This window comes from Rhodopirellula sp. J20-39 (assembly GCF_057365095.1).
In genome coordinates this window covers 98,017-120,258 of the sequence record NZ_CP195123.1, presented here as the reverse complement: position 1 = coordinate 120,258, position 22,242 = coordinate 98,017, and the positions used below count along the sequence as shown (strand labels likewise).

General features: G+C 53.4%; 12 protein-coding genes. 11 read left to right on the top strand and 1 reads right to left on the bottom strand.

The genetic code is table 11. From position 1 onward, the window contains the following. Nucleotides 1–222 precede the first annotated feature (222 nt). The 5 genes from ACR3ZL_RS00370 to ACR3ZL_RS00350 all read left to right on the top strand — a co-directional run bounded on the left by ACR3ZL_RS00370 (nucleotide 223) and on the right by ACR3ZL_RS00350 (nucleotide 6,903). Nucleotides 223–822, top strand: a complete 600-nt coding sequence (locus ACR3ZL_RS00370) for an ECF-type sigma factor (protein WP_473649855.1) — start codon at nucleotides 223–225, stop codon at nucleotides 820–822. Then, complete coding sequence (locus ACR3ZL_RS00365) at nucleotides 819–4,745, top strand: protein kinase domain-containing protein (protein ID WP_473649856.1); 3,927 nt, start codon at nucleotides 819–821, stop codon at nucleotides 4,743–4,745. Before ACR3ZL_RS00370 ends, ACR3ZL_RS00365 begins: the two co-directional genes overlap by 4 nt. A gap of 174 nt (nucleotides 4,746–4,919) precedes the next feature. Then, the gene (locus tag ACR3ZL_RS00360; protein ID WP_473649857.1) at nucleotides 4,920–5,387 is read left to right on the top strand and encodes a hypothetical protein; all 468 of its coding nucleotides are present in this window, start codon (nucleotides 4,920–4,922) and stop codon (nucleotides 5,385–5,387) included. Nucleotides 5,388–5,648: 261 nt separating this feature from the next. Further along, complete coding sequence (locus tag ACR3ZL_RS00355) at nucleotides 5,649–6,095, top strand: DUF1569 domain-containing protein (protein WP_473649858.1); 447 nt, start codon at nucleotides 5,649–5,651, stop codon at nucleotides 6,093–6,095. A gap of 82 nt (nucleotides 6,096–6,177) precedes the next feature. Next, nucleotides 6,178–6,903 carry a class I SAM-dependent methyltransferase gene (locus tag ACR3ZL_RS00350; protein WP_473649859.1) on the top strand — a complete coding sequence of 242 codons (726 nt, stop codon included), beginning with the start codon at nucleotides 6,178–6,180 and terminating at the stop codon, nucleotides 6,901–6,903. A gap of 41 nt (nucleotides 6,904–6,944) precedes the next feature. On the opposite strand, the gene ACR3ZL_RS00345 is transcribed toward ACR3ZL_RS00350, so the two are convergent. Next, complete coding sequence (locus ACR3ZL_RS00345; protein WP_473649860.1) at nucleotides 6,945–7,955, bottom strand: hypothetical protein; 1,011 nt, start codon at nucleotides 7,953–7,955, stop codon at nucleotides 6,945–6,947. Between the two features lie 90 nt (nucleotides 7,956–8,045). Between ACR3ZL_RS00345 and ACR3ZL_RS00340 the strand changes: the two genes are divergently transcribed. The 6 genes from ACR3ZL_RS00340 to ACR3ZL_RS00315 all read left to right on the top strand — a co-directional run bounded on the left by ACR3ZL_RS00340 (nucleotide 8,046) and on the right by ACR3ZL_RS00315 (nucleotide 21,940). Then, nucleotides 8,046–8,201: a hypothetical protein gene (locus tag ACR3ZL_RS00340; RefSeq protein WP_473649861.1), complete on the top strand. Its 156-nt coding sequence runs from the start codon at nucleotides 8,046–8,048 to the stop codon at nucleotides 8,199–8,201. Nucleotides 8,202–8,369: 168 nt separating this feature from the next. Further along, a complete protein-coding gene (locus ACR3ZL_RS00335) occupies nucleotides 8,370–9,620 on the top strand; it encodes an FG-GAP repeat domain-containing protein (protein WP_473649862.1) in 1,251 nt (416 codons plus the stop codon). Then, on the top strand, nucleotides 9,617–10,975 hold the full coding sequence (locus ACR3ZL_RS00330; protein WP_473649863.1) for an outer membrane protein assembly factor BamB family protein: 1,359 nt from the start codon (nucleotides 9,617–9,619) through the stop codon (nucleotides 10,973–10,975). The genes ACR3ZL_RS00335 and ACR3ZL_RS00330 overlap by 4 nt, the downstream gene beginning before the upstream one ends. A 445-nt stretch (nucleotides 10,976–11,420) precedes the next feature. Next, the gene (locus tag ACR3ZL_RS00325; RefSeq protein ID WP_473649864.1) at nucleotides 11,421–11,975 is read left to right on the top strand and encodes an RNA polymerase sigma factor; all 555 of its coding nucleotides are present in this window, start codon (nucleotides 11,421–11,423) and stop codon (nucleotides 11,973–11,975) included. Continuing rightward, nucleotides 11,972–14,698 carry a vWA domain-containing protein gene (locus tag ACR3ZL_RS00320; protein ID WP_473649865.1) on the top strand — a complete coding sequence of 909 codons (2,727 nt, stop codon included), beginning with the start codon at nucleotides 11,972–11,974 and terminating at the stop codon, nucleotides 14,696–14,698. Before ACR3ZL_RS00325 ends, ACR3ZL_RS00320 begins: the two co-directional genes overlap by 4 nt. Before the next feature lie 138 nt (nucleotides 14,699–14,836). Beyond that, entirely contained in the window at nucleotides 14,837–21,940 is a 7,104-nt protein-coding gene (locus tag ACR3ZL_RS00315) for a class I SAM-dependent methyltransferase (protein WP_473649866.1), read from the top strand. Nucleotides 21,941–22,242 lie beyond the last annotated feature (302 nt).

The following is a 22,242-nucleotide window of genomic DNA, read 5'->3' as shown; positions in this document are numbered from 1 at the left end:
AACTCAGTTTGGCGAAAGATTGAGGGTTACGGTGTCTGTTTGGGTAGTTGGTGAACGTATGAAGTGGGGATGAAGTTGCCATTAAGCGAAGTACGTTAAGTGGGAATTTGTGAAAGCTGCGTATTTTGGCTGGTAGTTGTTATGATAAAGACGACAATTCCAACGGGGGGCGGGGACGGAGTGTCCCTTTTTACTGGCAAAGATGTCATCAGATGAGCGGCAATGGACCAAGAATCAATTCAACTTATCGATCAGTGCCGTCAGGGGGACCAAATTGCCTCGCAAGAGTTGTTTGATCGATATGTCTCCCGTTTGATCGCAATGGTGCATCGCCGGATGAGCAGCCGATTGAATCGGCGAGTCGATGCCGAAGACATTGTCCAATCGGCATTCCGTAGTTTTTTTGCTGGTGTGGATCGCGACAAATTCACGTTTGAGCAGTCCGGGGATCTGTGGCGTTTGTTGGTTGTCATCTCGCTTAACAAGCTCCGGCGGCGGGTTGCCTATCACCGGGCCGCCAAACGCGGAATGGATAACGAGCAGTCCGTGGCGATCTCCAATGATCAGTCTCGTCAGGCATTTTGTTTCGAAGCCGCTGCGACCGAACCACTGCCTGAAGCGGCGGTCCTTGTCATGGACGAATTTGACCAACTGACGGCGGATCTTGACCCGATTCAGATTGAAATCTTGAAACTCCGCATGCATGGCTACGAAATGACCGAAATAGCTGAACGGGTGGAGCGAAGTGAACGCACCGTTCGACGCGTTTTGGAAAAGGTTCGCAATCGCTGGAGCGAACGATTGGAAGACCTTGAGTTGTGAATCTAGATATGCTCGACGATGAATGGTTGCTCGACGAGTTTGAGTCGGCGTGGCGGTCATCGAGTGAACCGTCAATTGAAGAATATTTGCAACGCGGTGTTGATAAGGGATTGCCCGAACAGCAAACGCTCAGCGAGTTGGTGCGGATCGATATGGAATATCGTTTCTCGCACGCGGACGCTTCGGGGCGTGGAGTCGCTGAGTATCACGAGCAATTTCAACAGCGGCTGCCGCTAACGGCTGAACTATTTGTCGACGAGTTGCGTCTGCGCCGCCGGTTCGGGATCGAGATTGATTTCGATACGCTGCGCCGAGAGTATTCGTCTGATCAGTTCTTAGATGCGGATCAATACAACCAATTTTTAGCGTTATTAGATAGCGGTGCGACTGCGGACGAACCCGAACCAATCACCCAGTTGAGTGAGAATGACACCAATAGGACTGGCGTTGGTTCCGATCCCGATGAAACGCATGTTAAAGATGGCTTCGACAGCGATCGCGGTGCGGAAGACGTATGGGGAGATCTCGACAAACGATACGAACGCCGACGGTTGCTCGGTAAAGGCAGCTTCGGCGTTGTTTGGGAGGCCTTCGATCGACAATTGCAACGTCGAGTTGCAATCAAGGTTTTGCGTAGCCGCGGTCCCATGTCCGAAATGGATTTGCAACTGTTCGTGCAAGAAGCACGGTCGGCGGCAAGTTTGCAGCACCCTCATCTATTGACGATTCACGATGTGATTGTGCACGACCAGTTCGTCGCGCTCGTGACTCAATTGATCGACGGAGTGACATTGGATCGATGGTGGGAAAAGAAGCAGGAGCACAGCGGGAGTGTTTTGGAGCTTGCCCGGATCTTGCGAGACATCTCCGATGCAGTGCACCACGCGCACTTGGCGGGGCTAATTCACTGTGATTTAAAACCGCGGAATATTCTGGTCAGCGACAACGGTAAGGCGACCATCCTGGATTTTGGATTGGCGATTCGTCGCGATGGCGATCAACCGGTCACCAGCGTGATCGCGGGGACACCCACCTTCATGTCGCCCGAACAAACTTGGGGTGAAACTCATCACCTTGATGGACGCACGGACGTGTGGAGTCTTGGTGCGATCATTTATCAATTGTTGACTGGCAAGGCGCCTTTCGTTGCCGCCACCACCGAAGCTTTGTTCGAAATGATTCAATCACGTGATCTGGTACCGATGGGCCAAATTCGTGAAAGCATTCCGTTGCGATTGCAGCAGATCAGTCAACGTTGTTTGATGAAGCGGATTTCCGATCGGTATGAAACGGCGGGCCAACTGGCGCAGGAAATCGGCGACTTTATCGCTGAGCAACAAGCGGAATCGGACGACCCCAATTCCACCAAAGCGACCTTTCGTGAGTCACGTTTTCGGAGGCTTTCCAGCCGAATAGTTTCATTGCCATGGCGTCCGATCGAGCTGTTTGGAAGAGAAGAAACGATTCAATCGGTGGAGGCGATGTTTGATACATCGCGTGAGCGACTGGTGACCTTAACCGGCGTGGGCGGTGTCGGTAAAACGGAAACCGCGATCGCGATTGCACACCGTTTGAGCGACTCGTTTGACGGCGATGTCGTCTGGGTGGATCTAGCGGCGGTACAGGACGAAGAACAATTCGCCGCGGCGGTGCTTTCAGCGATGCAGGTGATTTCGACTGCGAACATGTCGAGCATGCACTTAGCTATCCAAGCGTTAACTGTGCGTGGGCCAATTGTGTTGATTCTCGACAACTTGGAACAGGCCGTCGAAGTCGCATCGCCGTTGGTGGTTGAATGGTTGGCGCAGTGCCATGATTTGGCTTTGCTGGTCACTAGCCAATTACCGCTACGTGTCCGCGGTGAGCGAGTGGTGATGTTGGATTCGCTGAGCGTCGAGGAAGTGGATGGTGGGGCGATCGAGCTTTTCGTTCAGAGAGCCAAGGTCGCCAATCGACGATTCGTATGCGATGAGAAGAATCGAAACCTGGTCGTCAGTTTGTGCCGGCTTGTCGATGGAAACCCGTTGGCAATTGAGCTAGCCGCCGCACGCATGGGATTGATGACGCTGAGAGATTTGCACGGGCGGTTGCTGCAGTCTTTCAATATATTGCGTAGTTCGTCTGGCAATCGTCCGGCACGTCATCAAACGCTACAGGACGTGGTTCGGTGGAGTTTCAATCTGCTTGATAACGATGAGCGAACTGCTGCGATGCGGATGGCAATCTGGCCATCGCCGCTGTCGAGTGATCTCGCCGAACGAATGTTGACGGATCTAAACGTTGATCCGTTTCTGGTTCTGGAGGAACTGCGGCAGCGACAGTTAATCCGTGTTGCGGAAAGCAATGAACGGGTTCTGTTTAGCGTCTCGACCGTTGTGCAGAGGTTCGTGGTTGAGACGATTGACGATGCACAGCGTGGGCGGGCTTGCCATTGTCTCATTGAAAACGTGTTGGATTCGGACTCCGCTAGCCGCCAAGGTAATCCTGCCTTGGCAACAAACCTGTGGTCTGCGATCGAGTTCTTCTTGGACCATCCTAAGATGGTCTGTTCTCCCGCGCAGACGCCTGGTGCTGAAGACGCGAGTACGAGTGTCTTTTCTGGCGAACGTTTAGCTGAAGCGATGCTCTGCGCGGATTCGCTCGCAGGGAACGATTGGGGGCTCCCCGTTCGGATTCAACGTTTGCGACGGTGTGAACCGTTGGGGACTCCGGTGCAACGTTGTGAAATTCAGGTGTGTTTGGCTGACTCCTTGCGACGAGTCGGACAAACCGAACAAGCCGAGTCCTTGTGCGTCGAAGTGCTGGAATCACTAGCCGAACTTTCGTCGGAATCGACAGCTTCGATTCGCAATCGGGCCAATCGTTTATTGGCTTTGATCTCGTTCCGAAAAGGTCGGCCTCAGCAAGCGATTGACCTTTTAAATGAAAGCCTGCAGTCGCTGAACTCGTTTGATAACCCCGACGAGACTCTTGACACCCTTTTGGAACTTGCCGAGTTCCATCGCCGGATGGGGCATTTTGAGATCACGCGATCGATGTTGACTCGATCGAAGGCATTGTTGCCTGCGGAATCGAATTTTCTGGAAGGATCCGAGGAAGGTGAGCCATCGGATTCTGAACAGATGGCGAGGATGCTTCGGTGGACGATCGAAAGTGGCAAGTTAGCTTTGCAAAGTGGCCGGATCGACGAGGCACTGAACAAATTCAGTCAAGCGGTTTGCCAAGCTGACACCGTACCGCTCCTGCCTTGGATCGGCCAAGCGTTATTGGGACGGGCTGCCGCTCGGGCTGAATCGGGGGACATTGAAGGTGCCGAAAAGGATTATGCTCGCAGCGAAAAGCTGAGCCGTCGGTTGGGTGATTTGCCTACCTTGGCTCAGTCGATCAATAATCGCGCGATCGCCTATGACGATATGGGCGAAGCACAGCGGTGTGTCGAAACGCTGGACGAGGCACTGTCTCTTTACCAACGACTTGCCGATTCGATAGGAATCGCGATCGCCACCGCTGCTAAGGGAGCGGCACTTTTGCAGTTGGGTCGACTGAAGGAAACGATCCGGTTATTGGAATCCGAAGTGGTCGCGTCAACGATATCACCCGATTCGATTCACCAGGCAATCCGCTTGGGCGATTTGGCCGCGGCTCGCTTCATGCTGGGCGATCAAGATCAGGCTGTCGAAATGTGCCGCCAATCGTTGCATATCCTGGATGAGTTAGGCGTGGGCGATTCAGCGGAACGACTGATTTACACTGTTTTGTACAGTGAGATTCTGGCCTCGCTTGAAGATCCTGAATTGAGCGTTGCGAAGCAGGAGGCCGCACGGCTGGTCGGTTTGTATCAAGATCCTGGCGAATCCGGCACGCAGACGAACGCTCGTTGCCGGGTGTTATCGGCTCTGAAAAAGTTCACATCTGGAAAATAAGACCGATTCGACGATTGAAAAAGCCACCCGTTTGGGGAGAATGGGCAGTTAGTTCAGGTGGGCATCTTTTTTCGGAAATTCGTGTCCGATGCGATGCGGTTTTCGGCATGTACCGTGTAGAGCCGGTCGAGTGACCGCCCACCAATCACAACTTTGCCCTATGAGACTGTAACCATGAACCGCCTTTCCAAACGAATTCTCGGTCTTACCCTCGCCGCCGCAGCCTTGACTTGCTTCTTCGGTCAAAGCGAAGCCGAAGCAGGCGGCTATCGCCAAGCGTATTCCTCGTGGAGCTATCACCCGACGAATACCTATTACTATTCACGATACAGTTACGCACCGACTGTCACGACGACGACCTATCATCATCACTACTGCATCCACTACCCCTCGCGTCCTCGCTACGTCTACTACTACAACCCGGTCCGCCGAACCTACTGGGGCCGTTATGACCTGCAAGAAGCTGGTTATTCGATGTTGAAGAAAGAAGATCGCAAGGAAAAGCTTGACGACATTCCAGAGTCCGCTTTCCCCAAACCAGCTCCGATGCCAGAGATTCCTGAATCGACAGACGGCGTGAAGATGGATCCACCGAAGCTGAAGGATCTTCCTAAGGTTGAAGCAGCCACGGATGCACCGTAGTTCGGCAACCAGTGTTTTGCCGTCCAGATGTTTGATACCAAGAGCCGTGCCTATTCGGTTCCGACCTAGCCAGTTCGGAAATTTGATAGATTCGGCTTTGTGAATGCCCCTTCAATCGAAGGGGCTTTGTTGAGTCCGCTATCAACAAACCCGCTTCCTCGCTAATACTTGTGTTGAGACAACCAGCGAGGATGTGTTGGCGTTCTGAAGATAGAACCCGTCTTCGCTGACGATCGCTAATCGAGCAATCCACCAAAGAAGATGACTCGGCGTAAACTAAAATTTGATTCCCTGGACGAAGTTGTTCAGGAAGCCGAACGCTTGCTTGCGTCGGGCTACATTCGAAATGGTAATTGGTCGTTGGGCCAAGCCTGTCAGCATATTCGTCTGACCGTGGATGCCAACATGGATGGTTATCCGTGGTGGATGTCCATCGCGGCTCCTATACGACCCGTGTTGCGTTGGCTTGTGCTGCCGCGTCTGCTGCGTGGCGATTCGCCTGCCGGAATTAAAACCGCAGGGATGTTCGTGCCGCCGGACGATTTAAGCGATGCCGATGAAGTGGCGTTGCTAGCTGAAACCGTCGCTCGGTTTAAGATTCATCAAGGGACCTTGCACGCACATCCCGGGTTTGGAAGGCTTAGCCGATCGGCGTTTGAGCATTTTCACGCGATGCACGCCGCTCACCATTTGGGATTCCTTGCTTAATCCCAAAGGTCGTCGAGCAGTCGCAAGATGACTGACATGGTGACACTCGAAGGTCACTAAATTATTTACTGGATGGATTCTCATGGACACGCCGCTCGCTAATAAATCGTCGATCGAAGACATTCGTGAACGATTTGACAATGACGTCGAACGGTTCTCTTCACTGGAAACCGGACAAGCCGCCACCATCGATGCGCCACTGGCGATGTCGTTGATCACCGATGCGGCGGTGTCGTGCACCCAACCGATTGGTCGTGTGCTGGATATCGGCTGTGGAGCCGGCAACAACACACTTCGATTGCACCAAGCGGCTGGGTATGACTTCGATGTCGACTTGCTTGATCTAAGCGGTCCGATGCTGGAGCGTGCTGCCGAGCGAATGAGCTCAGTCAATTCAGGCAACGTTCGCACTGTCCAGGCCGACTTCCGATCCGCGCATCTCCCGGAGGGGAGCTACGATGTGATTGTGGCTGCGGCCGTTTTGCATCACTTACGTGACGACGATGATTGGGTTGCCGCGTTCGAAAAGTTGTACCGTTTGCTAGTGCCTGGTGGCAGTGTTTGGATCACGGATCTGGTATTCCACGAGCAACCCGAAGTGCAGGCGATGATGTGGGCTCGGTATGGCGAGTATTTGACGTCGATCGGTGACGCGGACTATCGCGACAAGGTGTTTGCCTACATTGATCGCGAGGACTCACCACGCCCGGTTACCTATCAACTCGAACTTCTTAAAACAGTCGGTTTCAAGACCATCGAGTTGTTGCATAAAAATTCATGTTTTGCCGCCTTCGGTGCGATTAAGTAGTCCACCCAAGCGATCATCATGGTCGTCAGACATGCGTTCTTTCAATTGCCAATGGTGGTTCGCATCAACACGAGGTTGTCATGCACAAGGCTGGATGACCAAATGAATTTTGCATCGGCTTTAGGGTCGTCAAATAGGTCGGTGAAGTTGGTGTAAGCCGGTTTGTTGTCGACGCCGACGAAATCGTTTGTGTAGGTTACTGCGTTGGGCCACGCACTATCGTCGAAGTCGGCTCCGGCCCAGTTTGCGGGAATGGGCCAGTGTGCGGCGAAGTATGCCGTGCCGTCGAGTGTGTCTTCCGTGCTGCATTTCGAACTGTCGCGGATGTTTCCATTGAGTACCAAGCATTCCTTGGACAACAGTGGTGCCGTGTAAAATGTTTGGGCCTTCCAACTTTCGTCGGTGATCGTAACCGTTTCGCCATCGGCGTCTTTCACAACCGCTACCAGGCCCGCGTCACCTTGGTGAAACGGGGCGCCGCGAAATTTCTCGAAACCCAAACCCAGCCTTTCTTCCCAATCGACGCCCATGATTGCGATCGTGAAGGGAGTAGCGGCTCGAAAACGAATCACATTGCTGTTAAACGGTGTCATTGGAACCGGATCGATTGCCAGCAGTTTGCCGTTCACGTAAAGCTCGAAGTAGTTGTCCCCAAAAACGTAAGCGGTGAATACATCTTTGCCACCCGCATCGATGACTGGTACCGCATCCAGATCAAGGTCGGCGACTGAATCGGGCTCGACTCCATTGGCTTCGTTGTAAAGGTCGGGGGCTTTCATCGCCGTTTGGAAATGGGTGTTTGCCGGTACCGTCCACTCGATACCGTCGGTCGACGTGATCGTTCCGATATTGGCAGTACGGGGGTTGTTACCCGTCCACTGGTAAAGTTTGGTGACGTCCGTAGTCGCTTCGCCCTGGGTAAAGGATGGTTGATCGATAGGTTTTCCAACAGTTGCGTTAGAGGTTTCAGCTTGCACAACCGGAGCCGGTACGGTGGAGATCGCGAGCAAGACAATGGTCGCTGTTGCAGTGCAAATCGTTTTTCGATTCATAAGTTTTCTTCAAGTGCCATCTATTGAACAAGCGTTTGGTCAAGGTCCCGATTCGTTTAGAAAGGGGAACGGAATCGCGTCTATGAAGGTATGACCGAAGGAGATGGAATACTGACGCTCAAGGCAGCAGGTTTTGGCATTTTGATCGCATTTGTCACTGAATTAGCAGCAATCGCAGCCGATATTGCCGGCGTGCCGGTTTCAAAAAGGGGCCCTGATTTCAGTGACGAGTATCAACGTCGATAGGAGGATCGACTAAGTTGGCGACTGACACATTCGCTAAAGACGTCGACCAAGCCGTAATGCTTGTTTGAAGTTAACTTGCGAGCCGAGGCCAGATGGGTGCTCTGGAAACTGCCAAACGCTGTCTGTCTATTGATTACGATCAAAGACCAATTCAATTTTGCTCATCAAATGAATCAAACGCGTCGAGTAGACGAGCAACATCTGGCTCAAGCTTTACTGCCGAAGGAAATTGTCAGTGCAACTTTTTCATGGATGCTTTTGCGGCCAACTTTTGTGACGTTCTGGAACGAGATGAAACCGCTGATATTCGCCTTTGGGTTACTGATGGTTCCAGCAAGTCTTGGAACGAGTATCGCCGACGAGCGAGTTTTTGTTTCCAGTGTTCGGCTGACGCTCGGTACCCAATTGAATCGATCGGCCTCTATTCGAAAGGCTGACGTCGACGGAGATGGCGATGTCGACTTAATTGTTGCCAACGGGCGACACTGGCCACAGCAAAATTTTGTATTCCTGAATCAAGGCCGTAGTCGTTTCAATGTGATGCGACCGCTGGGAGTTGACCAGTCGACCAGCTACGCTTGTGAGCCGGCCGATTTCGATGGGGATGGTGATGTCGACATCGCGATCGGCAACGATAACTCACCATGCAAGATCATGATCAACGATGGTACTGGAAAATTTACCTCGGGAGAGGTGTTCGGCAAACCATCCAGTGTTCGCAGTCTTGCCGTGGCGGACATTGATGGTGACGGCGACGTAGATGTTTTGACGACTTGTCGAGGCCAGCCCAATCGCATCTACCTGAACGACGGGAATGCAAACTTTCCGGAGTCGCGGGTGTTTGGCAGTGCCAATGATTCGACGATTGATGTCGCTGTAGCGGACGTCAATGAAGACGGTTTTCTTGATTTGTTGCTCGCCAATCGCGATAGCCAACCCAATGCCCTTTTAATCGCGGACGGGACCGGAAGCTTTCAAGACCCGGTGGCCTTTGGGCGAGATCAGATATCGAGCCGCTGTATTGCAACGGCGGACTTCAACAACGATGGTTATCTTGACTGGGTCGTTGGCAACTTGGCTGCTGTGAATGCGATCTTTCTCGGTGATGGTCAGGGAGGTATTGCCTCGAAGCTTTCACTTGGTGAAACAGCCCGCAATACTTACAGCGTCGATTTCGCAGATTTTGACCAAGACGGTCATCTGGACATTGTCTTCGGAAACGTGGGCCAACCCAATGCGGTCTTCTTTAGCCGAGATGGCGGGACAAGATTCAAAGAGACTTTGTTTGGGGCGACCGACACAGCGACTTATGGCTTATGTGTAGGCGACTTCAACGAAGACCAATTTCCTGACATCGCCGTCGCGAACTCAGATGACTTAAACCGCGTGTTTCTCAATCAAGCAAAGAAGACTCCATGACTCAGTTTTTCGCCTTGAAGACGACGTTCGTACTTACAGTCTGCTTTGTCGTCACGGGGCATGCCAGTGAGACGAACGATTGGCCAGGCTTTCGTGGGCCAGGGGGACGCGGTGTTGCCTACGATCAAACGACGGCTGAATCTTGGGATGCGACCGATCCGAATGAAGCGGCCATTCGTTGGAAGACGAAAGTACCTGGATTAGGGCATTCCAGCCCCACAATCATTGGCGATAAGATCTTCTTGGCTACCGCTGTGCCAGCCGGTGGTGATGCGCCATTGACGGTTGGACGCAACGGTGACATTGCCGCGGCTGACGACGATGGAGAGCAAACTTGGTGGGTGCTGTGTTACGACAAAGCAACCGGAGAAGAGCTTTGGCGGAAGGCTGCTCGTCAAGGGAATCCCAAAGCGACTCGCCATGCCAAAGCCACTCATGCCAACACGACCATCGCCGCCGATGGAAGCCGTTTGGTTGCCTTCTTTGGTTCCGAAGGACTTTACTGCTATGACCACGACGGTAATCTGCTTTGGCACCAGGACCTAGGTGTCATCAACGTCAGTAAATACGGAATTGGTTGGGGCTATGCGAGTTCACCAGCGATTCATGACGATCATCTCGTATTGGTTTGCGATGATCCAAGTGATCCCTATATCGTGGCGTTAAGACTGTCCGACGGTGAAGAGCTATGGCGAAAGTCGCGTGAGGGTGATTGTGAACGAAGCTGGGGAACGGCACTGATTCACTCCAGCGATGACAGCACGCAGGTAGTTGTGAATGGATGGCCTTGGATTGTTTCGTACGATCTTGAAACGGGTGACGAACGTTGGCGAATTGAAGGTGGCGGAGATAATCCAGTGCCGACTCCGTTTGTTCATGACGGGCGGATTTACATTACCAACGCTCATGGCGGGCCGTCACCTATTTATGTCATCAAGACGGACGCGGAAGGCAACTTGAGCGAAACCGAGTCCGCAGCGGAACAGAGCGTGGTTTGGAAGGTTGACCGAGGCGGTAGCTACATGGCAACACCTGTTGTTTGGGGCGACTATCTTTACCTGGGTAACGTGAACGGTGTGGTGCGATGCTTTGATGCCGAATCCGGCGAAAAGATCTACGAGAAACGTCTCGGTGGCGGTGCATCCATTACGGCGTCGTTAGTCGCCGCCGACGACAAAATCTACTGCCCATCGGAAGATGGCAAAATGTATGTCGTCAAAGCAGGCTCTGAATTCGAAGTTCTGGCTGAAAACGAGATGGGTGATCCCTGTTTCGCCACGCCTGCGATCTCTGGCGGAGTGATCTACGCTCGGACGACCACGACTTTGATGGCGATTCAGCCCGCAGCTGAGTGAACGCGAAGGGTTTTCTTCAACAAAGGCACGAATCATGTTCTTTGCGAGCGACGTTTCCTGCGTTCGATGGAACGCTATGCAGCATTATCTCTGTGAATCCCGTGTCTCACCTCAGCGGCCAGCATTAAGCCGGGTTTTCGGTACGGGGCCGAAGCCAAGGTAAAATCCGACGGCCGCCGCTGTATTGCTTAAGATGAAATCTTGAGGCGCGGGGATTGTGTGAACAATGCTGCTGGTGGGCCTAAACGCGAAACTGAAATGGTCAGGTCGGGGCGCGGTAAAAGCTCAATGTTTCACGATATCGGCTACCCAGCTTCTTCAAGAGCCAGGACGAACATCGGAAAAGTTTTCTAAACAGCCTAATAAGTTCGTCGGAATAGCGTCTTCCTTGTAGTGAGGGGGATTAAATCGTGTTTCAGAACCGCCAACGCTGTGAAACGTCTAGATGTTGAACTCGACTCCACGAGTCATCGAGCCCGATTTCCAGGAAGTGGCTGCGCCCACACTGCGGGAAGTCTTTGATGTCGAAGAGTCGCCGTTGCTTCGCTTTGCTTACAGCCTCGTAAGACAGCGTGAGGTGGCTGAAGAGATTGTTCAGGAAGCGTTCTTACAACTGCATATTCGTTGGGATGAAGTCGAGACGCCTCGAGCTTGGTTGTTTCAGACGGTTCGAAATCGTGCATTCGATTTTATCCGCGCACATCGTCGTGAACCTAATGGCGATTCAGAACTGGATGGAAACGATTCTGACGAACGTCAAGAGTCGCCTGACCAGCAACTGCAGCGTCGAGAAGCTGTGGGAGTGCTGTCAAAACTAGTTGACGAATTACAAGAAACGGATCGTGAAATCGTCCAGTTGAAATACTTCGGGGGCTTCCGTTACCGAGAAATTAGCGAACAAACCCAACTCAGTGTCGGAAACGTCGGTTACCGCATGCACCATATTTTGCAAGGGCTTGCATCCAGGCTGCGTCAACTTGGAATCGATGAAATCTCATGAATCAAGAATCAAATCAATCACCGATCGACCCTGACATGGAAATGCGTATCGTTGCGCTTGTTCATGGTGAAGTTTCTGATGCGGAACGTGAAGAACTGCAGCTGTTGATTTCGCAGCAGCCCGACGTTGCAGACTTTTATCAAGAGATCCAACAAGTCAGTGAAACACTCCAGCAGTGGGCGAACGTTGACGGAGCAGGCGGCGACGAAAACTGGAAGCTGTCCAGTGAAAAGCGTGAGTCGCTGCTGTCAGTGATTAGCGAATCGAAAGAGAATCGCAGTGTTGCACCGGAGTCAGTCGAAACGGTCTCTAGCGAGCGAGATTCAATTGGATTGGCAAAGCAAGACGACTCCCAGGCGACTTCAATAAAGTCGCAATCAGACCGGGACGCACAACGAGGGATTGGATGGTTACGCGGTTTTGTGATTGCCGCATCGGTGTTGTGTGTCGCGGGTTTGTTCGGAAGTTGGTTGATTTCTTCGCAACAGGCTCGAACCATGGTGGCCCTTTCGCAGTTTGCGAGTGAAGATGCCGTTCACGTAGAGACGTCGGCCAAAGCGGTCCAAGAGGAATCGCTCGGGCGATCTGCTGGTTCCGTTCTTAACTACGGCGAGATTGACGAGAGTCAGTCTGTTTGGTTGGAAAAGGAAGAGCTTGTTGAAGGGTGGGCGTATGGTAGTGAGACTCTCGATTCTAGTATGGAATCCGATTCCAAGGGATTGAACGGACGGCGACTCAACGAAGCGGGCAGGGCACTGACGCCCACGGACGGTTACGATCGCTTTGGCTACGAACCGTCACCGCCTCCTTCGCCGCCAGTTCAGTTCGACAGCCAATTACAACCGCCGAATGAGCTTGGTATTAGCGGGACTGATTGGCGTTTTCAGCCTTCCGACAGTGTGAACGCCAAAGATCTTGCAGAATACAACCGGCCGTCTTTAGGCGATGGTGATGTGCGTGGGTATCAAGAAAGTCAGTTGGAACTGGAGGCTGCGAAAAACAACGCCTCAATTCCTAGACAAACGTTGGGCCTGCCGATGTTCAGTTCTCGTGATAAGTCGGCGACCCGAGGCATGGGGATGGATGCACTGGCGGTTCCTGAATTGAAGAAACAAGTGCCTTTGCAGGGACAACAAGGCCCCGCAATCGGACGGCGATCCATCAAGTTGGGGGAGGCGGATTCGGTCTCGGAATCCGATGTGGATCTTGAATTGGCAGACCGTTTGAGTATTGAGAAATTGGTACCGGAGGTTCCCCCACTCGAAGTCGCCGGTACTGTTGCTAGAACCCGTTCTGCAGTGAAGGAGAAACGGGAGGTGGCGAATTCATTTGAGTTCGATGCTGAGGAAGAAGTCGCGCAATCGCAGTTCTATTCTTCCGCCGTGATTGGGTTAGGTGAAAAACTCGCTCGGACGGAGCCGTTTTCAACTTTTTCGTTACACGTTAGCGATGTGTCGTTCAAGCTTGCACGTGCAGCGTTAGCACATGGTTCTTGGCCTGCACCTGACAAGGTACGCGTTGAAGAATTCGTTAATGCATTTGACTACGGGGATCCCATGCCGACGCGTGATGAGAAGGTGGCTTGCCAGTTAGAGCAGGCGGTGCATCCGTTTTTGCAACAGCGAAACCTGCTTCGAGTCTCGATGCGGACCGCCGCGGAAGGACGAGCTAGTGACACACCCCTTCGGCTGACATTTCTGTTGGACAACTCAGGTTCGATGGAGCGGATGGATCGTCAGCAAACCGTGCGTCGCGCATTTCGAACGTTAACCGAACAGTTAAAGCCGAACGATCAAGTCACCATGATCAGTTTTGCGAATCAACCGCGTCTGTTGGCTGATCAAATGAGCGGCGAAGGTTTGCAGCAACTCAATACCATCGTCGAAAATCTTCCCAGCGAAGGCGGCACCAACATGGAATCCGCACTTCAACTGGCTTTCGAAAAGGCCCAGGAACAGCAACTCGATTTAGCCCAGAACCGCGTTGTTTTGTTGACTGATGGAGCGGTGAACTTAGGTGATGCGGATCCGGAAAGTTTGTCGCAAACGGTCCAGACGATGCGGGATGCCGGGATCGCTTTCGATGCCGCTGGTATCGGTGCCGACGGGTTAAACGATGATGTTCTGGAAGCACTCACACGGAAGGGAGACGGTCGCTACTACCTACTTGATTCGCAAGAGTCAGCCGACGATGGATTTGCTCGTCAGATTGCAGGAGCACTTCGTCCGTCAGCAAAGAACGTCAAGGTGCAAGTCGAATTCAATCCAGATCGCGTCGGAAATTACCGGCTACTTGGGTTCGAAAAGCATCGTTTGACTAAAGAAGATTTCCGAAATGATCAAGTTGATGCGGCGGAAATGGCGGCTGCGGAAGCCGGTGTGGCGGTGTACCAGTTTGAGCCCAAGCCAGATGGAATGGGGGATGTTGGTTCCGTATCTGTCCGATTCCGAGACATTGTTTCTGGGGTGATGATCGAAAAACGCTGGCCTATTCCTTATCAACCCGATGCGCCGCGATTGGATCAAGCAACTCCTTCCCTTCGCATCGCTGGCACGGCTGCCATGCTCGCAGAGAAGCTTCGCGGCGAAGCACCCGGACAGTCCGTGGATTTGAAGACACTGTTCAACCTCGTGGCAGGCCTTCCTGAACCGGTCCGTCGAGCCGAACGGATTAGCCAGTTGCAACAAATGATCGGCCAAGCTCGGCAGGTCAGCGGGCAGTGAACGAGCGGTGTGCTAGCGGAGAAACGTTTCCGGCACAGACGCTTTCGTTCTGCCAATTCGGCATCGTTTTTCATCATGCGTGATTCCTTGTTCGACAACCAAGTTCCCCCATCGTTCCTGAAACCCATCAACAGAACTATGTACCAGTCACTGCTTACCAAGTTCACATCGCTTGTATTGATGGGGCTGTTCCTTGTGTTGGCAGGTCACGCTGGGGCTCAGGAGAGCCCCGATCGCGAGGCGACGGATGTTGGTGTTACCGACACTCGTTCAGCGGGAATCGAGGGGATTGGGACTATCATTGTCGAAACACGAGGCAAGCAGCCCGAGCCGCCAGTGTTCTTTTCCGCCGCAGCGGAGGCTGATGCAACAATTCGAGATGAACAGATTCATCAGCAGATCAAACTGACAATCAAAGTCATTCAGGGGAAGGCGAAGACTCTCAGTCTGGAGCTCAACGGCGACGGTAGTGTTGTCGACGTGACGGGCGACGAGCTGACTTCGTGGTCCGTTCGGCAAGTGGGTAAAGATCGATTTGTCGATTTGGAATTGAAGGAAGGTGTTGAGGGTGCCGAGTTCGAAATTTCCATACGTTCGAAAAAATTGGCGATTCCTGAGGTCGTTGACCTGACTCATTTAGGACGCGGTGATGCGGTGGGATTCACCAGCACCATTCGTTTGGATGACTCTCCTGAAGTTTCCGTTAGGGTGGTCAAAGCATCAGGTTTTGTTCCGCTTGAATCCAAAGAAAAAGCGATTCGGCTCCAAACATCACTGGGAGGTCAGCTATCACTCTCCTTGAATCATCGGAGCGGTGCGCCCGCGCCAGTGGAGTGGTCGTCAACCACGATTCAAGGCACCCTTCACCCTAACGGGAAATCCATCGATATCCAGTTCGAGGGAACGGCGACGGTTAGCGAGGACGATGTTGAAATTGATTTTTTGTCAGGCAACGCAGCACTCAGTGAGTTACCGGACAACAAAGGCTTTCGATTGCGTCTGGTCAACGCCGACTCCCAACCCGTTTACAAGATGACTTTTCCCGAGGCCGGCCAGTTCAATGTGAAGGTCAATCTGATTGCCTCGTTGATTGACGAAAAGGCGGATGGGCACCGGATGGACTTTAGTATCGCCGCCAGTGCCGTCGTTCCCATCACGCTACTGGGGCTCGACGAAGATATTCAATTTCAGCAGTCGCCCGAGTCCGTGGTGCCGGTACGACAGGACGGTCAATGGGTGGGATATCTTCCGGCCAACGGGCGAGCGAGATTGCAATGGAAACCGATTCGAAAGACCGGCGACGGCAAACTCTTCTTTACCACGACCGGGCAGATTGAAGTTGAAATCGGGGCGGGTTTGATGCGGCAGGATCATCAGATTTCCTATCAAGTTTTACAAGGCCAACTGAAATCACTTAGTGTTCAGATTCACGGTCCCGGTGAGATACTCGACGTTCAGGGAGCCAACATCGTCGCGTGGAAGGTGGAGGATGAAGATGACATGCGTTTGTTGAATGTCACGCTCAGCCGACCGATTTCAGGGACCAGTAGGATTCAGGTGCGAAGCCAGACACCGGTGGGAGCTTTCCCAGTAAGAGTCGAGGGGATGCGGCTTAATCCGGTCGGTGCTATCCGCCATTCAGGATATCTGCGGATCGTTAATTCGGGAGCCGTTCGCTTGGAACCCACCGCGCTCGAGGGGCTCACCCAATTGGCTCCCAACCAGTATCCCGACACGCCAATTGCTGGGAAGCGTCAAGCAGATCCGTCTAAAACAACCACGGGTGAACCTAAGCAAGTCTTCGTCTATCGCTTTCCTCGAGGTACTCACGAGTTCACGGTGATCGCCGACCGTATCGAACCTGAAATTCACGTGTCGGAATTGGTTCTGTATCAGGTTGCGGAATCCGATCGTGTGATCCAGGCGGATATTGAGTTCGACGTGCGTGAAGCGTCCATTCGCGATTGGGAAATTGATATCCCAGCGGGCTATTCCGTCGTCGCGGTCAATGGAGCTAGCGTGGCGGACTATCTCGTTGCCTCGGAAACAAACGCCGAACGTCGATTGTTGAAGGTGATGTTCAGCCATGATGTCGCTGGCCGGCAGTTGCTTTCTCTGTTATTGGAAAAGAGCCAAAACGCGATCGCGGAAGATTGGGTGCTGCCTCGATTGGACTATCCGGACGCCAAGACTGTTCGCGGAAATATCGGCATTGTTGCAGCCGCCGGATTTCGAATCGCGGTGGTGGAATCCAACCGCTTGGTCGAAAAGCCATTGTCTTACTTCCCGAAGCCCGTTGCCGGTTTGCAACAAGCATTTCGGATTCGTGAACCGGCTTGGTCGGCAACGATGCGAATTGAAGTGCTTGAGCGAAATGTGCAAGCCGATGTCTTTCATCTTTATTCGCTCAATCAAGAAACCGTTTACGGCAGCTCGCTGCTGAACTATTTCGTGACCGGATCGCCGGTTTCGGAGTGGCGAATCACGGTGCCTTCGGAGCTCAACAACGTGATGGTCGATGGTCAAGACGTTCGTACTTGGCGGCGTGATGGTGAGACCTTGGTCGTGACGTTGCACCAACCGGTGATGGGAGCCTACACGTTGTTGGTGACCTATGAAGAAAAGCCGGGCGATCAGGAGTCCGCAAGCGAGCAAGGCGGATCGTTTCAAGCGGGGCAGGTTGTACCGTTGGGTGTGCAGGACGAACGAGGGTTCATTCAAATCGTTAGCCCGGTGCAGGTGGAGATGAAAACCGAATCGGTTTCGGAAGACTTGCTCTCACTCGATCCCCTTGAATTGCCTGCTGAGTTTCGCTTGTTGAGCACGGCGCCGGCGCTCGGGACATGGCAATACACTAAACGACCGTTTGACTTGAAGCTGGACGTTCATTGGTTTCAGCCGGGAAGCACGGCCGCACAAGTGGTTGAATTTTCAGAAGCCACCAGCCGGGTATCGGTTGATGGTGAGTTGGTGACCGAAGTGCTTTATTACGTCAAATCGCGTGGTCGCCGTTCGCTTGAAATTCAGATGCCCGATGCCCCCGTTCGGTTATGGGATGTTTCGGTCGATGGAAAAGCCGTTACAGCGAGGCAAGCGGGCGAGTCGACTTTGATTCCTTTGCCTGGCGTGTCGGATCCCAACGCTTCGGTAGAAGTACGGCTTCGGCTAGGAAAGCCGTCTGTCGATGAGTCGCATCCACAGTTGACGCTTCCCAAGGTGATGGTTCCGATTTTAAAAACTCAGTGGAGTATCGCGGGGGACGATAAGTACGTCTTGGTGCCCCAGCATGGAACGGTCCAGCCTGCTCAGCCCGTGACCCGTCCGTCGGGTTTTGCTTGGGTTGCCCAACGCGGAATCATTCCTTTGTTGCTGATCATACTGTTTACCGGAATCGGTTTATGGGCACGGCATCGTTCGGTTGGTCGGGTGGCGGTCGGGTGGCGGTCGCTGGGGCTACTTTCACTAGCGATCGCGATCGTCGGTTCACTGCTTACCGCTGGTGCTGCAGTGGTGGATCGTGAGTTGCTCGGCACGCTTCAGCTTAGTTTGCCAATCTTGACGGAAGGGCAACTTGTTCAGATTCATCTAAGTCAGACTCCCGCGTGGTTAGCTGGCTTGTCGTGGATAGGAGGAATCATGCTTCTGTTCGGTTTGGCCGGCATCGCTGGCTCACTTTTTACAGGCTCGCCAACCGGCGGCGGATTCGCCCGGCAACGATCTGCGGTTTTAGGTAGTCTCGGTGGCGTGCTTGTCGCCTTGGGTGTGTTGCTTCAAGGCGGTGGTGCGCCGTGGTTCTTTGTCCTGCTTGCACTGGCGATCCTGGTACTGCTGTTCGTTCGTCCGGCGATCGAATCCTGTCAACAGATTCAAGGTTGGTTCAAGAACGTGATCGTAAAGCGAAAGACTGCGACCACGACTGGTATCCTGCTTGTGATTCTCGCGTCGATGCAAAGTTCAGGATTCGCCAATGATATCGATGGATATCAAGCCGCGGATTCGATCGAGCAAAAGTGGGTAATGTCCAGTAACGATTCCCGACTGGAAGTCGAGGGGACGATGGTCTTGTCTGGTCAGCCCGGTGACCGTTTCTTGCTGCTACGATCGCCTGGGACGCTGACGGATTTCGAAGGCGAAGGTTTACGGCTGACCAAATCAAAAGTGGATGGAAACGGCCTGTCGTACGTGATCCATATTCCCGTCGAGGGGAAAACGGAAGGGGAAGAATCGGAAGCGGATGATGCTCCAGCGGAAGCCGCCGATGCCGTCCAAGGGCGTTTCGAAGCGAAGTTCCGCTATCAATTGGAATCGGTCAATCCTCTGAAGGGTGTGCCAGTTCTGTCGGGTGCTGCGACGGTACAGCGGATTGATTTCGTATACGACGATGCGGGATGGGAGGTGACTTGTGAGGCGGCGGTTCGGATCGAAAAATCCGAGTCGTCGGAAAACACGCAAGCCCAACTGCTGCTGGGACCCGGGCAGGCAATCGTTTCACTCAAACCAAAAACTCGAGACGTCGCCTCAGAAGAAACACAGTTTTTTGTAGAGAGTTCAAATCTATATGTGCCAAGTCCAGGTGTCGTCGATGGGCGTCATCGTATAAGCATTCGGACCTCGCAAGGTCAAACCCGCGAACTGACACTGCTTGTTCCGAAGGGGTTGACGGTCAGTTCGGTTGCTGGAGTTGCCGATCGGCGTGGCGACAATGCGAAGCGTGAACTGCTCGGCGGGATCGTCAGTTCGTGGCAATTCGATGCCGACTCTGGACGATTGCAAATGGAAATCGAGCCGCCTCAATCGCAACCGTTCGAAGTCATCGTTGAAACGCAGCGTGGGCTCGACCCATTGCCCACCGATGTTGGGCTCAGCCCGATTCACGTGCAGGGAAGCGGCGGTGAGGTTGGATTGGTCGCGGTCGCGTTCGGTCCCGAGGCTCAGCCGGAGAAGCTGGAGGCGAAAGGCATGTCGCCGGTCAACTTGACTGATTTTGATGCATCGTTGGTAACAAATCGAGAAGCCGTGTTGCATCGGGTTTACCGATACGGCGGCGAGCGGGGGGAATTGAAATTGCGAGTCGCGCCGGTGCAACCGGAAGTCCGCGTCAGCAGCAAACAGGTGATTTCGTTAGGCGACGAACGTGTTGTGTTGGCGGTGAACTTCACAGCGGACATCACTCGCACGGGACTCTTTCAATTGAGTTTTCCATTGCCGCCGGGCTTGGAAGTGGAATCACTGACCGGGGATGCGTTGCACCATTGGACTGAGGTGCGTGACGGGGATCAGCATCAAATCATGTTGCATTTGAATGGAAAAACGATTGGTTCCCAGAGTTTCGCAATGACTCTTTCGGGCACCGCACCGATTGATGTGGCGGAGTGGAAAGTCCCACATTTCGCCGTCAATGAAGCGACACGGCAAACGGGCGATTTGGTGATTCGACCGACCACTGGCATTCGTCTTAGGACGATCACTCGTCAAAACTTGTCTGAAACCGATCCTCGCACGATTGGCGGTCAAGCACAGGGTGCGTTGGCGTACCGATTATTGCAACAAGATTGGGACTTGGTGCTTGGCATCGAGAAGCTTGATCCATGGATCACCGGCCAAGTGCTTCATGAGGTTACGCTTCGAGAGGGACAAACACGGTCCGCATTGAAAGCAGACTTCGAGGTCCAGAACGCTTCGATTCGGTCGTTGCAAGTGGTGTTGCCGATTACGGCAAACGACGACTTGATGACCGTTCGGGCGACCGGTGATAGCGTCAGCGACTTGGTCGCCACCGCACCGGATTCCAATGTGTGGGAACTTCGGTTCAAGCGTCGTGTGATCGGGAAGGTGCAATTTGGGATCGACTATGAACGACGGGGGACTCGCGAGGACGAACGCGAAACACTGGCCGCCGCTCGTTTTCCTCAAAACAAGCAACTGTCGTACTACTTTGCGATCCGTCCAGCAGGGCGGTTGGAGTTGGAATTGCCTACGCTGACATCCGGATGGCAACGGGCAGACTGGAACACCGTTCCAACCACGCTTCGCAACGCCGGGAACCGCAATGCACCATCGATCGTGGTTCGCTCGGCAGCCCCATCGGGTTCGTTGGAACTGACCGTTAAACGCCACTCATTGGCCGACGCGTTGAAGCTTCGCGTTGCGGCGGGAACGTTAACCACCGTGTTGTCTCCGCTGGGCAATCAACTCACGTCTGTTGATTTGACCATGGAAGTGATCCAGCGAAGCAGTCTCACGGTACGCTTACCCGAAGGAGGCGAACTGTTCAGTATTTTCGTCAACGGCGAAAGTGTGAACTCGATTCGCTTGAACAGCAAGCAAAACGCTTGGCAGTTCTACATCCTTCCCGGCATGGATGAGCGAACGGCGAAGGTGCGACTTGTGTATTCAGTTACAGGGGACCGGATTAGAAGGTTGGCTTTGACCAGTCCCGAATTGAACGTGCCATTGGAAAACATCCAGTGGAAGGTGATCGCTCCCAAAGGATTTGATTTGATCGATCACGATGGCAATTTGGAACTTGTCGAAGAAGTGAAGCGAGGCATCTATGATCGCAATTCCTATTTGTCCAGTGTCAGTGGCAAACGGAAAGTTCAGGCGAAGCAAGCTGCTGAGCTACTTGAGCAGGCAAATCAGATGCTGCAGGCGGGGGAACAGTCTAAAGCGAAATGGGCTTTCAACAGTGTTGCTAATCAATATGCACTGGATGCAGCGTCGAACGAGGACGCGCGGGTGCAGTTGGAAAACCTGCAAACCCAGCAAGCGATCGTCGGTCTGAACACGCGTCGCCAACGCATGTACCTGGATAACCAGGCGGGCGATGTCGCACTGGGCGATCACGCACAACTCCGCGAGGCGGCCGCGACCAATCCGATCCTACAGCAGGACGAGCTGAATTTTCGTCCTCAGCAATTAAGCGAACTTTTGCGTGGCAACACGACCGAAGACAACGCCGTGCTTCAACGAATCGCCGGGCGCCTGGTGCAGCACCAGCACACCACCGAACCGGCACCGCAAGCCATCTTGATCCACATGCCAGAAGAAGGCTCGGTCTTCACTTTCAAACGCAGCGTCCAGGTCGAAGAGAACGCTCCGCTGACGCTTGATCTGCAGTTCCAATCTCGTCAACGTCTGCAACCTTGGCAAATCTTGGTGACACTTGCTGTGCTGGCCGTTAGTGCTTTGATGCTGATCTGGGGCGGCTTGCGGAAAGGGGCCGATATCAAGTCGCTGTGATGCTTCGCGAGTGACCTACGCTTCATGCGTAGCGTATACGCGAGGCTTGATTGGCACGGATATATGCGAATCCCAGTACACGCCGTGGGGCACTCGTTGTGGGGATCGAAAAGAATGCGAGCGTGCACACCCGCGGCTAGAGCATTTTGAGTTTTGACGTGCCCGATCCCGGTAGCTGGGTTCGCCAGAATTCAGTTTGTGGTTCGTAGGCCGGACCAAGCGCAGCGACGTTCCGGCATTCACGCGACTGCCGGATGGGCGTCGCAAAGCCTCCTTCATCCGGCCTACTTTGGGTCGTTACA